Annotated in this window: 12 protein-coding genes and 1 tRNA gene; 2 read left to right on the forward strand and 11 right to left on the reverse strand. The window is 50.3% G+C overall.

Annotated features, from left to right (window positions below; all coding sequences use genetic code 11):
* Nucleotides 1-243 (forward strand): integrase core domain-containing protein (locus tag ACCI49_RS08400; RefSeq protein WP_371838516.1); only part of this gene is annotated, 243 nt, incomplete at its 5' end.
* A gap of 1,005 nt (nucleotides 244-1,248) precedes the next feature.
* Here the strand turns inward: ACCI49_RS08400 and ACCI49_RS08405 are convergent.
* From ACCI49_RS08405 to rlmE, 7 genes are all read right to left on the reverse strand, one after another.
* Nucleotides 1,249-1,334, reverse strand: a tRNA-Leu gene (locus ACCI49_RS08405).
* Nucleotides 1,335-1,341: 7 nt separating this feature from the next.
* On the reverse strand, nucleotides 1,342-1,773 hold the full coding sequence (gene secG, locus ACCI49_RS08410) for a preprotein translocase subunit SecG (protein WP_371838517.1): 432 nt from the start codon (nucleotides 1,771-1,773) through the stop codon (nucleotides 1,342-1,344).
* 69 nt (nucleotides 1,774-1,842) lie between these two features.
* Nucleotides 1,843-2,577: a triose-phosphate isomerase gene (tpiA, locus tag ACCI49_RS08415; RefSeq protein ID WP_371838518.1), complete on the reverse strand. Its 735-nt coding sequence runs from the start codon at nucleotides 2,575-2,577 to the stop codon at nucleotides 1,843-1,845.
* Between the two features lie 119 nt (nucleotides 2,578-2,696).
* Complete coding sequence (gene glmM / locus ACCI49_RS08420; RefSeq protein WP_371838519.1) at nucleotides 2,697-4,049, reverse strand: phosphoglucosamine mutase; 1,353 nt, start codon at nucleotides 4,047-4,049, stop codon at nucleotides 2,697-2,699.
* Between the two features lie 150 nt (nucleotides 4,050-4,199).
* Entirely contained in the window at nucleotides 4,200-5,042 is an 843-nt protein-coding gene (folP, locus tag ACCI49_RS08425; RefSeq protein ID WP_371838520.1) for a dihydropteroate synthase, read from the reverse strand.
* Between the two features lie 96 nt (nucleotides 5,043-5,138).
* Nucleotides 5,139-7,067 (reverse strand): ATP-dependent zinc metalloprotease FtsH, encoded by a 1,929-nt coding sequence (gene ftsH, locus ACCI49_RS08430; RefSeq protein WP_371838521.1) that lies wholly within the window; start codon nucleotides 7,065-7,067, stop codon nucleotides 5,139-5,141.
* A gap of 180 nt (nucleotides 7,068-7,247) precedes the next feature.
* A complete protein-coding gene (gene rlmE / locus ACCI49_RS08435; protein WP_371838522.1) occupies nucleotides 7,248-7,871 on the reverse strand; it encodes a 23S rRNA (uridine(2552)-2'-O)-methyltransferase RlmE in 624 nt (207 codons plus the stop codon).
* A 143-nt stretch (nucleotides 7,872-8,014) separates the two neighbouring features.
* Here rlmE and yhbY point away from each other — a divergent pair, with 143 nt between their 5' ends.
* Complete coding sequence (yhbY, locus tag ACCI49_RS08440) at nucleotides 8,015-8,317, forward strand: ribosome assembly RNA-binding protein YhbY (RefSeq protein WP_371838523.1); 303 nt, start codon at nucleotides 8,015-8,017, stop codon at nucleotides 8,315-8,317.
* Between the two features lie 44 nt (nucleotides 8,318-8,361).
* On the opposite strand, the gene ACCI49_RS08445 is transcribed toward yhbY, so the two are convergent.
* The 4 genes from ACCI49_RS08445 to ACCI49_RS08460 all read right to left on the reverse strand — a co-directional run bounded on the left by ACCI49_RS08445 (nucleotide 8,362) and on the right by ACCI49_RS08460 (nucleotide 13,480).
* A complete protein-coding gene (locus ACCI49_RS08445; protein WP_371838524.1) occupies nucleotides 8,362-8,736 on the reverse strand; it encodes a hypothetical protein in 375 nt (124 codons plus the stop codon).
* Between the two features lie 2 nt (nucleotides 8,737-8,738).
* The gene (locus ACCI49_RS08450) at nucleotides 8,739-10,091 is read right to left on the reverse strand and encodes a S41 family peptidase (RefSeq protein WP_371838525.1); all 1,353 of its coding nucleotides are present in this window, start codon (nucleotides 10,089-10,091) and stop codon (nucleotides 8,739-8,741) included.
* A 431-nt stretch (nucleotides 10,092-10,522) separates the two neighbouring features.
* On the reverse strand, nucleotides 10,523-11,914 hold the full coding sequence (gene pntB, locus ACCI49_RS08455; RefSeq protein ID WP_371838591.1) for a Re/Si-specific NAD(P)(+) transhydrogenase subunit beta: 1,392 nt from the start codon (nucleotides 11,912-11,914) through the stop codon (nucleotides 10,523-10,525).
* A gap of 15 nt (nucleotides 11,915-11,929) precedes the next feature.
* Entirely contained in the window at nucleotides 11,930-13,480 is a 1,551-nt protein-coding gene (locus tag ACCI49_RS08460) for a Re/Si-specific NAD(P)(+) transhydrogenase subunit alpha (RefSeq protein WP_371838526.1), read from the reverse strand.
* Between the last annotated feature and the right edge of the window lie 247 nt (nucleotides 13,481-13,727).

Here is a 13,727-nt window from a genome sequence, read left to right on the forward strand (position 1 = left end):
AGGCATCCACAAACCAACGGCATCTGTGAGCGCTTCCATAAAACCATTCTACAAGAGTTCTACCAGCCTTCATTACGCCGGAAGATCTATGGATCAATAGAAGAGTTACAAAAGGATCTGGACGAATGGCTCACATATTACAATAATGACCGTACCCATCAGGGTAAAAAGTGTTGTGGCCGCACTCCGATGGCAACACTTGAAGATGGAAAAAGCACCTGGAAGGAAAAACTCGTAAACTGAATTTGACCTGACAAAGCACCTTCTGAAAAACCGGTAACTGTCAGATCAAGTCTGAACTACTACACTTGATTCTGCGCGGTGCATGCCTTCTATAACTATCATATTAAGCCCACCGCACCGCGATCTTCGTACTCAAGCTTCATTAAACGCCAATGTGTTTTAATTGCTTTACTGTGATCCCTAAGCGCGCACTGTTGCGGTCAAGTCTAAACGGGCACCTAAGCTGGGCAAGGAACTCTTTCAAGTTTTCTTCCGGTGCCCAAGCATTTCCTTAAAACCGCTTAAGAGCTGTTTCAATACTCATTACAAGGTTGTCGGTCTCAATTATTCGTAGTGAATCATTCATAACTATATCCCTACGGAACCCACAATTAGAATCCAGGCTACGAGCAGTAGGCTCGATCTTTTCATCCCATAGGAGTGGGCCTGGATTAACTTTGATATAAACCTAACAAATAGCGAGCCACGTTGAAAAATTGCTTCAATCTAATATTCAGCCTTCGAAGGAAAGTTCTAACTTTGCTTTGCAAATATCGGCACCGCGCCCCCGCATCTCATCGAGGTAATTTGCCCACCACCGCATCATTTCTTTTCGCTCATCCATATAACGAGCATATTGGGTATATGCAGCCCGCACCCAATTCCTTTCCATGTGGGAAAGCTGCCTTTCAATGGCGTCAGGATTAAAGCCGGTCTCATTCAGGATTGAAGAAGCTGTAGCGCGGAAACCATGGGGGTTCGCTTTACTTCTTCCTTTTGGGAACCATCCCAGTCCATATTAAAAATTGCCCTACGTATAGTGTTATCGGACATTTGATTTGGGTATCTGTTAGGGCCATTGGTGGTGCTACCAGTTTCTAAATTGAACTAGGTAGCACCAAATGTAGCGCCAGATAGCACCGGATGACAATGAACGGGAGCGGAAGGCTGTGTACCTTCCAGATAGCAAAAAGCCCGGATTTACCGGGCTTTCTGGATGATTCCGAACTTCTTCGGATCTTGATGTGGTGCCCAGGGCGGGACTTGAACCCGCACGAGCATAGCTCACTACCCCCTCAAGATAGCGTGTCTACCAATTCCACCACCTGGGCAAAAATCTTACTGTTGTTCCTCACTGTCCTGACCAGCTTCAGAATCCTCTGATCCGCTGTCAGTGGGAGCCTGCGGAACATCACCGGCTTCCAAGTCTGCTTCGAGCTGCGGGATATCATTTTGGATTTCAGGCAACTCACCAGCCGGGCTAGTTTCCTCTATCACCGCAGGAATTTGCGGCAGATCAGCATCGATATTAGCATCGGCATCTTGGCGGGCCAGGAAGGCCAGCCCCAAACTGGTGACGAAGAATACCGTCGCAAAAATTGCTGTCAAGCGGGAAAAGAAATTTCCGCTTCCCTGACTACCAAAAACAGTCTGCGATGCACCAGCACCAAAGGAAGCACCAGCCTCGGCACCCTTACCCTGTTGCAGTAAAATCAAACCGATAATACTCAGCGCAGTCAGAACGTGTACGACTAATACCAATTTTTCCATTTTCTGGAAACTCTCTGCCGGGGTTGAACCAACCCGTTATTCAGTATTCTCTAACCCATCCGCTGTTCTTTAAACAGCAGCGCGACATATCGCGGCGAACTCCTTCGCATCAAGCGAAGCACCGCCCACAAGGGCACCGTCAATATCTGCCTGCGCAAAAAGTGCGCTGGCATTTGCGGATTTTACACTACCGCCATATAAAATCTGTACTTCATCACCAACTTGGCCAAGCTGAGCACGAATAAATTCATGTACGCTCTGGGCCTCCTCAGGAGTCGCAGTCTTGCCTGTGCCAATAGCCCAAACGGGCTCATAGGCCACAACTGCACGCTTCCAGGCATCTGTGTCGATTACTTCACTCACAGCCTGCATCTGCGTAGCAACAACTTCGAGAGTACGCCCCTGCTCCCGCTCCTCCAGGGTTTCCCCTATACATAAGATGGGAATTAAACCTGCGGCTTGAGCGGCAAAAAACTTCTTCGCGACTAGCTCACTAGTTTCACTGTAGAAACTTCGGCGCTCTGAATGCCCGACAATTACATATCGGGCACCCGAATCGAGCAACATGCTGGCAGAAATTTCGCCAGTAAAAGCCCCGCTGGGCTCCTGGCTCAAGTCTTGCCCACCAACAGCAAAACCACCCTTTTCCTCTGCTTCCTGGGCAACCAGGGAGAGGTACGGAAAGGGAGGACAGACTACAACTCCAGAGGTCACCCCTTCGAGGTTGAGGTCTGTGAAAAAACGCTCGGCAAACTCACGGCTGCCGTTCATTTTCCAGTTAGCTGCTACCAGCGGTTTTCGCATGTGTGCTCCTTCAAGGGGCGCAAATCTTAGCGGCATTGCCGCCAACATACAACCTAAAATATACGACTTTATTCTGGTTTACTGGCAGGCCAACTTACCAATACATCCCTAAATTCGGATCAGCCGTTTCCAATGCGTTCAACTACAGAGGATATCTGTTTTGCTAACTGCTCCACCTGAGTACTGTCGCGCCCTTCTACCATCACCCGAATCAGGGGCTCCGTTCCAGAGGGGCGCAGCAGGACCCTTCCACTATCGGCCAATTGGCGTTCCGCCTCACTAACAGCCGCTTTTACGTCCGCATGATCGAGCACACCGTTCCGATGCCCAAGTCGCACATTAATCATGTGCTGGGGCAGCATTTTCATACGGGATTTGAGCTGATGCAAGGGTTCCCCAAAATCGGATAGAGCTCTCAGAACCTGAAGTGCGGCGACGATGCCATCCCCGGTAGTAGAAGCATCAGCACAGATAATGTGGCCAGAGGACTCACCCCCGAGCATCCAGCCATTGGCAGACATTTTCTCCAGTACATAGCGGTCGCCGACCTTAGCGCGCTCAAAGGGGATATTGCGCTCCCGCAACGCAAGCTCAAAGCCGTAATTACTCATCAAGGTACCCACAATACCTTTACAACCACCAAGGAACTCCTGCTGGTGCAGGCCTATAAGAAACAGCAGTTGATCACCATCGATAAGCTCACCGTTGCTATCCACAAATAGCACTCGATCGCCATCACCATCAAAAGCAATTCCCAAATCTGCCTTCTGTTCAATCACAGTTTTTTGCAACTGTTGCGGCTTGGTGGAGCCACACTCCAGATTGATATTTAATCCATCAGGACTTATACCGATGGCATGGACCTCTGCACCCAGTTCGCGGAAAACTTTGGGGGCAATATGGTATGTGGCCCCATTAGCACAATCCAATACAATCTTGAGCCCATCCAGGGAGTAGTTCCATGGTGTGGAGGCCTTACTGAACTCGATATAGCGCGCAGCTGCATCATCAATGCGGTGAGCCTTACCAAGATCCTTGGACGTTTCCATCGGAAGTGCCAATGCGGCCTCGATTTCCAACTCCACCTGATCCGGCAGCTTACTGCCCTCGGCACTGAAAAACTTAATGCCATTATCGTGATATGGGTTATGGGAGGCACTGATTACGATCCCCGCGCGAGCATGGAATGTACGGGTAAGGTATGCAATCGCTGGCGTCGGCATGGGGCCTAGCAACCCTACATCTACACCGGCATTGATTAAACCCGCTTCCAGGGCCGCCTCAAACATATAACCGGATACCCTTGTATCTTTGCCAATCAGGATACAGGGGCGCCCGGTACGCTTTTCACCAGACATTTTCCCCAGCACCTTGCCCGCCGCGTAACCCAGTCGCAGCATAAAATCCGGGGTAATTGCACCTTCACCCACGCGACCACGGATACCATCAGTGCCAAAATACTTTCTTTCCATAACTCTTCTCAATAACGTCTTGAAGCGCTCATTTTCATCTTTCAAACAATGACAGAAGCCGCTCCCGGCGGTTCGGAAAAACTTCTATTCGGGGAACCTCAGAATAATTCCGTAATATCTCTGCGGGACTTTCGAGGCTCCTTAGGTTGTTTACTCGCGATCAATCATCTGTTGCAAGCGAAGTACATCCACAGTTTCTGCAACATCGTGGACCCGCAAAATACTTGCCCCCCGTTGCGCAGCCATCATGGCAAGCGCCAAGCTGCCCGGTAGTCGCTCATCCACTTCGCGCTGCAACAGTCGTCCAATCATGGACTTGCGTGAGAGCCCCGCCAGTATGGGCATATTAGTGGGGGCTAGCTGCGATAACCCCCGCAGCAAAGCCAAATTGTGCTCATCGGATTTACCAAAGCCGAAGCCCGGATCAAGGATCAGACGCTCGCGCATAATCCCATAATCCTCACACACACGGATTCGGCTCTTGAGGTAAGTCGCTACCTCTTCCACCACATTGGTGTAAGAAGGGGCATTTTGCATGCTGCGTGGCTGGCCCTGCATATGCATCAGACAAACTGGCAGCCCCGTTTTCGCGGCCGCCTCCAGGGCACCGGGGCGCTCCAGTGCACGAACATCGTTAATTAGTCCCGCTCCCGCTGCTGCCGCAGCATGCATTACTAAAGGGGTACTGGTATCGACAGATACAATTACGTCAAAGTTCGCACAAATGGCCTCTACCACAGGGACAACCCGGTCCAGCTCTTTTTGTCCTGAGACCGGACTCGCCCCAGGGCGTGTGGACTCACCACCCACATCGAGAATGGCAGCCCCCTCGTTCAGCATCTGTTCGGCGCGCTTTAGCACCAAAGACAGGTCAAGATTGCCGGCAGCATAATAACTGCCACCATCTGAGAAAGAGTCCGGCGTCGTATTTAGGACCCCCATTACCACTGGCCTGGACAGGTCCAGCACAAATTTTCCGCAAGTGACTTTCATGTACAGAGATAAAAAAAAGGAATGCCAGAACGGAGCAAGCAAGCGCCTTAAATCCGTCCGGGCATTCCGTTTGTATTGTCCTTGTCTCGTTAGAGATCAGTGTTCGTTCAGCGGGCCGCCCACAGGGTTACTCTTATCAGCCTCGGTAGAAGCTTCAGAGGTATCAGTCTTATCCGTTTCACCGGTAGAACTGCTTCCTCCAGAGCCAAAATTATTGTCCTGCCAATCTTTCGGTGCACGAACTTTACGACGTGCCATCAGATCATCTACCTGCTCAGCATCCAGGGTTTCATATTCCATCAGGGCATCTTTCATCGCCTCGAGGATATCCCTGTTTTCTTCCAGCAACTTGCTGGCACGGTCATAACAGCTATCGATTATACGGCGCACCTCCTCATCAATCTCGTTCGAGGTTTTGCCTGATACCGGATTGCCCTGGCCTGGCTGGCCGCTCTCGTCTTCACCGTAATGCAGTGGGCCCAGTTTCTCCGAAAGCCCCCATTTGGTCACCATATTACGCGCCAGATCAGTGGCCCGCTCAATGTCGTTGGAGGCGCCAGTGGTCACACCGTCGATTCCCAGAGTCATCTCTTCGGCGATACGACCACCAAACAGAGAGCACAATTGCGATTCAATCGCCCGCTTGGAGAGACTGTACTTGTCCTCTTCGGGCAGGAACTGAGTGACACCCAAGGCACGACCACGAGGAATAATGGTGACTTTATGCACAGGGTCATGCTCAGGCACCAAGCGGCCGATAATCGCATGGCCAGCCTCATGGTAGGCAGTGTTCACCTTTTCCTTCTCGTTCATCACCATGGACTTGCGCTCGGCGCCCATCATGATCTTATCGCGCGCCCGCTCAAATTCTTCCATGGTCACGGTACGCTTGTTGGCTCGAGCGGCAAACAGGGCCGCCTCATTCACCAGGTTGGCCAGGTCGGCACCGGAGAAGCCGGGGGTTCCGCGCGCGATTGTCTGGGCATTGATCTTATCGTCCAAGGGCACCTTGCGCATGTGCACTTTGAGGATCTGTTCCCGCCCGCGAATATCCGGCAAGCCAACAAACACCTGACGATCGAATCGGCCAGGACGTAAAAGAGCATGGTCGAGAACATCCGGGCGGTTGGTGGCGGCAATTACAATCACTCCTTCATTGCCCTCAAAGCCATCCATTTCCACCAGCAGTTGGTTCAGGGTTTGCTCGCGCTCATCATGACCACCACCAACTCCAGCCCCGCGGTGACGGCCAACGGCATCGATCTCATCGATAAAGATAATACAAGGCGCCTGTTTCTTGGCCTGCTCAAACATATCCCGTACACGAGAAGCACCCACACCAACAAACATCTCAACAAAGTCGGAACCGGAAATTGAAAAGAAGGGTACCTTGGCCTCACCGGCAATTGCTTTGGCCAGCAAAGTTTTACCGGTACCGGGAGGGCCGCACATCAGCACACCGCGGGGAATATTGCCGCCCAGGCGCTGGAATTTGGTGGGGTCCCGCAGAAACTCTACCAGTTCCTGGACTTCTTCTTTCGCTTCATCGACACCTGCAACATCAGCAAAAGTGGTCTTGATCTGGTCTTCACCGAGCAGGCGCGCCTTACTCTTACCAAATGCCATTGGGCCGGAGCGCCCACCGGCCCCCCCTTGCATCTGGCGCATAAAGAACATAAAGACCGCAATAATAATCAGGATCGGGAAGCTCGCCACCAGGAGCTGCTGCCAGATACTGGGAGACTCTGGCTCCCGCCCAATAAACCGTACACCGCTGCGAACCAGCTCGTTGGTCAACTCATCGTCAATAATTTGTGGCTGGATAGTCTTGAAGCGGCTGCCATCAGCCTTCTCGCCGGTAATTACCAGGCCATCCACAACCACATCCTTAACTTGGCCCGACTGCACATCCTGAACAAAGTCGGAATAGCTGAGAGCCTCATCCCGTGACTGCGGTTTAAAGTTCTGAAATACCATCAGCAGCACCGCCGCGATGATTAACCACAGTACAAGGTTCTTTGCCATATCATTCAAAGGGATAGCCCTCTCGCTTTCGCACTCAAAATCCGTCCACCCGGCAACACCGGTCGCATCGATACCGGTCCAAACCAGTATAGGTGCGGGGGTCAGCGGCCCTGCCCCCGATCTTGGTATCGCTTATACCATATCGGACGCCCAGACCAGAAATACGCCGATACTTTTTTATTAACCGCCCTTAAAGCCCCGCGCCACCAGATAGACCTCACGGGAGCGGGGTCTGGACGCGCCAGGCTTACGGGTCACAACACTGGTATAACTACCGCGCAAGTCGCGGATCAGCTCGTCAAAGCCCTCGCCCTGGAACACCTTGGCAACAAAGGCCCCACCCGGTTTCAGCACCTGGCGGGCCATATCCACGGCCAGTTCCACCAAATACATGGAGGCGGGCTGATCTACGTCACGTATTCCACTCATATTGGGGGCCATATCGGAAATCACAAGGTCTGCCAAGTCATCACCGAGATGCTGCAGAAGCTCATTGAGCACTGACTCCTCGGTAAAGTCGCCCTGTACAAAATCCACCCCCGCCAAAGGGTCCATCGGCAATATGTCAGACGCCAAAACCCGGCCTTTGTGCCCCACCAGCTCCATTGCCACTTGGGACCAGCCACCCGGCGCCGCTCCCAGGTCAACAACGGTCATGCCTGGCTTGAACAGGCGGTCCTTCTTTTGGAGCTCCTGCAGCTTGTAGCTGGCACGGGAGCGATAGCCCTCTTTTTGGGACTGCTTGACGTACTGGTCATTAAAATGTTCACGCAACCAGCGGTGGCTGCTCTTAGATCGGCCCATCAGGTACAATGCCTACAATCACTACAGCTTAATTGTAAGAGCGGCCACAGGTTGCGATCGAGTTCGCCATACAACTACTGGCAAAGATCGCGAACCGTGGCCGTTCCCACATCGATATCCACAAAGTGGTAATGGAGTATTGTATGCCTTTAACCGCCGACCGCAAAAAAGCACTTCGCTCACTCGGTCACAATTTGAAACCTGTCGTGACCGTAGCTGGCAATGGGCTGAGCGAGGGGGTAATGGAAGAACTGAATCGAGCACTCGAAGACCACGAGCTGATCAAGGTCAAACTGATGATCGCCGACCGCGAAGTTCGCCACCAACTGGTAGGGGAGCTCTGTGAAAAATCCTCTTCAGAGCTGGTTCAGGAGATCGGTAAGGTTGCCCTGATTTACCGCGCAGCGCAGAAACCGGATGTGCGGAAATCCAACCTACTGCGCTAAAAGTATAGGGAAGTGGCACAACACCACTTCGCCCTAAGAGCTTATTAATTTTGGATTGCTGGAGAACACAAGGCCTCCAGCTTCCAGCGCGGTCCATCAGGCAAACGCATAACCCAACAAGTACTGCCATCAAATAGGAGTTTGAACTTTATTGGCCGCCCCATATCTCGACCAATCAACCCCATCTGACGAGGGGTCTTATCGAGAACAAGTAAACTACTTTCTGCAAATACCTCGGGGTTGATATGGATTTCTATTCCTCCCATGGCTTCAGAAACAATACGCTGTACCTCGTTGTGAACCCGGGAATTCTTCTCAATTAGCAGAGCTGGTTCCAGTTCAGCAGAAACTTGCTGAGCCACACAACCAGCACACGCCATAGCAAATAAAGGCAACTTAAGCCGAGCAAAGACTCTCACACCTATTCCACCATAATGCGGCTACTGCGAAAAAGGTCCTTTGGTACACGAACACTGGGCTCGAGCCTGTGATCATTGACACCAGATTCGGAAAAGGCACTTGTCGTTATCTCACCACAGTCCCCGCTCTCAATATAATTAAGTGCGGCTGCAAAACGCGCTTCATTTACATCACCTAGTAAATGATCAAAATCATCCCCGACTTCACAACCAGGCAGATCTGCTCCTGTTCCGAAGTGACCTCCAGGGAAAAATCCGTCAGTGTAATCTCCAAAACCTTTTGCATTTGAACCAGCAAATTGAATGGTAAAATAGGTAGTGCCACAGTTATCCAAAGGGTAAAAGCCATAGGGCTTACCACAAGTGATTCCGCCAATCTGGATTACCTCCACATCTATTCCTCGCAAACCATTCATAATGGCTTCACTAGCTGAACAGGTATTTTCACCAGTCAAAACAAATAGACGTGGGAGGTTTAGAGTTGGTAAAGGATTCCCTTTTAGAGATTCATCACCAATTCCAAGTGCGGTAGTATAAAACGGAGTTGGAGTAATCGGTTCCCCCTTAAACGGATGTATTTCCGGATATTTATCATTAAACCGGATGTGCTCAAATGCCTGCCCCTCACTTGCATCACCAGCAATCATATAAGCCAATTCAGAAGCAAGACCCAGATAACCGCCGCTGTTATAGCGAAGATCCAATACCAGGTCATCGATATTCTCAGACACAAGTAGTTTAACCTCACTAATCAGCTGACTTTCAGCCCTGGCGAGATGGTCATTAAACAGCATATAGCCCACTTTTCGACCGGAGTTAGTAGTCTCAACTTTTACATGCTGTACAGGATCTGACTCAACTACTTTAGCGACTAAAGTAACTTCTACAGGGTCAGTAGCTCCTAGTGGCAGTATTTCAAATGTATGACTCTCTCCCGCCGTAGTAGGCCAAAGGGCGTTATTCAAAGTATCCACATCATCGCCATAATCAAATTCGACACCATCGACGCTGACAATTTTTGCACCGCGAGTCACAGTATCAGGTAAATTATTATCATCATCATTTCTTTCATTATCCAGATAGGCGACAACGGCTCTGCGTGGCAGCTCATCCGGCGCTGATAACAAACCCCACTGCAACCCATAGCCAACCTCCATTTCTGATAACCACTTTTCTGTCGGTGCTGTGAAATGAAAGCGATCTTTCGCACTACCCGAAGACGTTAGCGCAAAGGTTTTTAACTGTTCAAAATAGGAAAGGGAATCATCGAAACTAGCGGGATCTTGATCTTCAATTTCATCATACCAAAGATAGAGCTCGTTACTCATTGAGCGCAGCCAATTATTCTCATCCAATCGGCTACCCTTGACATCCTCGTAAGTTCCCCCCGATCGGGGAGAGACGCACTTAGCTACATAAGTCGATGAAGGTGAAAAGTTACCCTTTACCCAAGCCTCATTGTCAGAACTCCCATTATCATCTTCATCACTACCACCGCCTAAACCACAGGCGGAAAGTCCAGTAATCCCGAGCCCCACTATTCCCCTCAAGGCTATCGCTCTAAAGTTAATCCCCACGCCCAACTCCCTATAATATTTTTAATATAAGTTTATGAGATGGATGAAAGATTAACATTCTAGACAGTATCAAGCGATATTAGGCACTATTTGATACGCTCGCACGATTGAAAGGCGATTTTCAATCGTGCACTGGCAGGCAGGGCAAAAGAGTGTTTAAGCTAGCAATTGCAGGACTATAGCCACCCTTAGCTGAGTAATCTTTTTCCTTAATCAGCCACCTTCCCAAGTACCCCCTGAAGACTATCCTTGGCATCCCCAAACAACATCCTCGCGTTCTCCTTATAGAATAGTGGGTTGGCAACACCTGCATAACCCGAGGCCATAGATCGTTTAAGTACAACTACCTTACGGGCTTTCCACACCTCTAGTACGGGCATACCGGCTATAGGGGAGCCGGGCTTTTCCACCGCGTCGGGGTTTACAGTGTCGTTAGCACCAATAACTAGTACCAAGTCTGTACTGGGAAAATCTGGATTGATTTCATCCATTTCCAGCACAATGTCATAGGGCACATTCGCTTCAGCGAGTAGGACATTCATATGCCCTGGGAGGCGACCAGCCACTGGGTGGATACCAAACCGGACAGTTTTCCCCATTTTTCTTAAACGGTCAGTCAGATCACTGACAGCTTGTTGAGCATGAGCGACAGCCATACCGAAACCAGGCACAATAATAATACTGTCGGCCGCTTTGAGATCATCTGCCAGCTCCTGTTGATCGATCGCGATAACCTCACCATCAACCTCCTCATCGGACACTTCGCCACCATCCGAACCAAATCCACCAAGAATCACGCTGATAAAAGAGCGGTTCATGCCGCGGCACATGATGTAGCTAAGAATCGCACCTGAAGAGCCCACTAGAGCACCTACGACAATCAACAGATCATTGCCCAACAGGAACCCGGTCGCTGCTGCGGCCCATCCGGAGTAACTGTTAAGCATAGAGATAACAACTGGCATATCAGCACCGCCGATCGCAGCAACGAGGTGAACACCAAGCAACAGCGCAATAGCAGTCATCAGAAGCAGGTTTATAACTGTACCCGCGCTGACATCAGCAGGTACAAACAGTGCACCCAACACAATGCAGGCCAGAATCGCAATCAGGTTAAGCCAATGGCGGGCGGGCAGCATCAGCGGCTTACCAGAAACAAGCCCCTGTAATTTACAAAATGCCACAAGAGAGCCAGTGAGAGTAATAGCCCCAATAAAAACTCCAAGGTAAATCTCAGTGCTATGTACAACATGTGCCGCACCATGACGGGTAACGTCCAGATCCAGGAATCCCCCCCAACCAATTAATACCGCCGCCAGGCCGACAAAACTATGTAACAAGGCCACCATTTGCGGCATTTGCGTCATAGCCACGCGCTTGGCAAGAGATAACCCGATAACAGCGCCGACAACCATGGCGATAGCTACCATCCAATAGGCACCGGTAGCCACCCCCGAGATGGTAGCGATAATGGCAAATGCCATACCCACCATGCCATAAATATTTCCCCTGCGCGCAGTCTCATGGCTTGATAGGCCGCCCAGACTTAAAATAAACATCACCGCGGAGAAAAGGTAAGCCATTGCAATCATACCGTTCATCATAATTTTTCTCCTTTACCGGCGAAACATTTTCAGCATACGGTAGGTCACAAAGAATCCACCGAATATATTGATGCTAGCAACCAACACCCCGATAAAAGCGAGCAATGTCACCAGTCCCGAACCTGTAGATCCCAACTGTACGAGTGCACCTACAATGACTATGCCGGAGATCGCATTGGTCACGCTCATCAGTGGTGTATGTAATGCATGAGTGACATTCCAAATAACCTGCCAGCCAATAAAGATTGCAAGAACAAAAACGGTAAAGTGCGCTACAAAGTCTGGTGGAGAAACCTCGCCCAACCACAAAAGTAACACCGCTGCAACAGCCCAAAATACAACAATAGACAGCGGGGACTTGCGTTTTTTAGTTCTATCCTCCACTATCACTTTTACTTTCTCAGCCGTCATTACCGCGGACTTGGGCTGCGCGGAAATTTTAGGCGCAGGAGGTGGCCAGGTTATTTCTCCGGATTTAACGACCGTTGCACCTCGAATTACCTCATCACCAAAATCCAGGTGAATTTCTCCATTCTTTTCTGGGGTTAATTCTCCAATTAGGTGAGCGAGATTAGTGGAATATAACCTGGAAGATTGAGTCGCTGCGCGGCTGGGCAGATTGGTATACCCAATAATCGTTACGCCGCTTTGCTCTACCTTCTCATCAGGCACCGTATAATCACAATTTCCTCCCATTTCCGCCGCAAGATCAACTACTACCGACCCTTTCGACATACTATCAACCATATCGGCCAGCCACAGTTTGGGTGCGGGTTTACCCGGAATAAGGGCTGTAGTAATTACAATATCCACCTCTTTGGCCTGCTCGCGGAACAGCGCCATTTCGGCCTCAATAAACTCCCTGGACATCTCCTTAGCGTACCCTCCGGAGCCAGAGCCTTCCTCCTCTACCTCCACGGTAAGGAATTCCGCCCCCATAGACTCTACCTGCTCCCGCACTTCCTCACGTGTATCGAAGGCACGCACGATGGCTCCCATACTTTTTGCGGTACCAATTGCCGAGAGACCAGCTACGCCGGCACCGATCACCAGCACTTTTGCTGGAGGTATTTTTCCTGCGGCGGTAATCTGCCCGGTAAAGAAGCGGCCAAAGTTGTGTGCAGCCTCTATCACCGCTCGATAACCGGCGATATTCGCCATGGAACTGAGCGCATCCATTTTTTGTGCGCGAGAAATTCTGGGAATAGACTCGACCGCTAATGCGTTGATATTCCGCTCGGCGAGCTTTTGCAGGAACTCAGCATTTTGCGCCGGTTTAAGAAAGGCGATCAGTGTAGCCCCTTCAGGAATAAGGTCCAATTCTGTATCAGTGGGGGGCTGTACTTTGAGCACCACATTTGCATCGACCAAGCACTTTTGCATATCTTCACGGATTTCCGCACCGGCTTCAGCATAAGCTTCATCAGTAAAACGGGCCTTATTACCAGCCCCCCTTTCTACCGCAACGGAAAATCCCAAATTACGTAAACGCCTAATGCTATCGGGAGTAGCCGCAACACGTGCCTCCCCCTCTGCGGTCTCCCTAGGTATGGCTATAATCACCGCTGTGCCCCTCTTAGTTGATATTATGAACTTACAGCTACATCTACCTCGAAAAGTATTGGATTGCCCAATTTATAAACAGATCGAGTGTAAACTTCGCAACAGGGGATGAAAAGAGGAATAAGCTGATAGCGGCAATTGGTGAAATTTATAAGACTATTGATTGGTAGAGACCAACACGAAAAAGTTGGCAACAATTCTACCATTTCAATGGTGACCCTTTTGGTTCAATGTTGACTTGAGCGTG

Origin of the sequence: Microbulbifer epialgicus, assembly GCF_041447265.1 — a bacterium.
Lineage (GTDB): Bacteria > Pseudomonadota > Gammaproteobacteria > Pseudomonadales > Cellvibrionaceae > Microbulbifer > Microbulbifer epialgicus.